The organism is Rubritalea sp., from assembly GCF_039830215.1.
Taxonomy (GTDB): Bacteria; Verrucomicrobiota; Verrucomicrobiia; order Verrucomicrobiales; family Akkermansiaceae; genus Rubritalea.
Window position 1 is genome coordinate 1 of the sequence record NZ_JBDOPO010000015.1, and the last position, 1,657, is coordinate 1,657.

The following is a 1,657-nucleotide window of genomic DNA, read 5'->3' on the forward strand; positions in this document are numbered from 1 at the left end:
GAAGTTGAGAGAAAGCTAAACAGCAGACCTCGTAAAGTACTCGACAGAAAGACCCCAAACTTTATGTTTTTAACACCTAACTAACAAGGTGCACTTCCAGGTTGAATCCAAGCTCAACAAAAGAAGTAAAACAGAGATGGCAGGCATCTAGCAACAGGATGTCACTCAACATCAAACTTAGAATCACCGCAAAGCTCAGTGAAAAAATCGGAGCCGAAGCGTACTAGCTAAAGATCTCAATAGATGGCATCCAACTCCGAGCCGGCACCAATGCTGGGCTATTCCACACCACCCATCCCTTACTCTCACTAGTACAAATCGAGGCTAGCGTGAGCAAAATCTCCCTCGCCACCATCGAAGCTTCTCCTTATTTTTTATCCTAACCCTAAGGTATGTCTCTGGTTGAGAATTTACGCGAGCTTAGTCACGTTGAAGTCAGCGAGCTCTTTCACTTTTAGAGTGAGGGTGAGCTCCACGTTCACCATGGTTTGAGCCACCCTTCTTTCTTTTCATCTGGTGCATGAGCCTATATGGCTGATGCTCTAGCATGTAATCAAAAGCGACTTTCTTCTCTTCCTCATTAAGCTCACCATCCTTATCGGCATCGAAGCGGTCGAGCATCTCTTGCTTCTCCTTCTCGTGGGCTCTACGGCGCTCATCTTCCGACAGATGCCCATCGCCGTCTGCATCGTGCTTAAGGATTAGCTCGTGCTTTAGCTTCGAAGTTCGCTTATCAACGTCAATCTTTGCTGCCACTTTTTCCTCTTCAGAAATGACGCCATCCCGATCGGTATCGAATTTTGCCATGAAGCGTTTTTTCGCTTTTTTCATTCTATCCGACATCATGACTCGATGCCTCTGCATCTCCTTGTGAGCATGTTTACGCTCCCCATCAGAGAGTTTACCATCGCCGTCTTTATCAAATTTGTTGAGCATGTGCTCACGCATTTTATCACCGCGCTGACCAAAGCCTTTGGCTATAGTATCGCGTGCTATACGGCGCTCTTCATCTGAAAGCTTGCCGTCCTTGTCTCTATCAAACTTCTCAAGCTGTCTCTTAAAACGTTCGCCATCATGGGGCTTCTGTCCACGCCTGCCATGTGAAACAGCCTCTTCTGGCCGTTCATTCCCGCCCCTCCGCTGAGAGCGAGCTTCACGCGCAGTTTGACGTTCTTCTTCGGAGAGTTCGCCGTCCTTATCGAGATCAAAACGCTTGAGTATATCCTCGCGAGAAGGCCTCTTATCTCGCTTGCCATGAGGCCTCCCCTCTTGCGCAATCAATGCGGAAGTGACACCTAGAAATAGGGCGGCTGTGGCGGTCGGAATGAGTTTCATAGTAGACAACTAACTTAGTGTGAAAAATGGCAGCATAACCACGAGAGACGCTATGTGAAACCTGCAATTTTGAAATAAGTTGCAGATTGCACAAAAAAAATCAGCTCACCCTCAAATGAAGGTGAGCTGATGGTCTAAATAATTAAAACTAGACTAGAAGGTTCCTCGCAGCAGTCACCACATCACCAGCAGTCATTCCAAGCTTCTCCATCACAACATCACCAGGAGCGGAGATGCCGAAACGGTCGATTGCGAGAACGTCACCATTGAGGCCAGTGTACTTGAACCAAGGAGCAGAAACCCCAGCTTCGATAGCGATGCG

At 47.7% G+C, this 1,657-nt stretch carries 1 protein-coding gene; it reads right to left on the minus strand.

All coding sequences use genetic code 11. The features are described 5' to 3' along the window. Nucleotides 1–435 precede the first annotated feature (435 nt). Complete coding sequence (locus ABGY95_RS00530) at nt 436–1,335, minus strand: hypothetical protein (protein ID WP_347439726.1); 900 nt, start codon at nt 1,333–1,335, stop codon at nt 436–438. Nucleotides 1,336–1,657 lie beyond the last annotated feature (322 nt).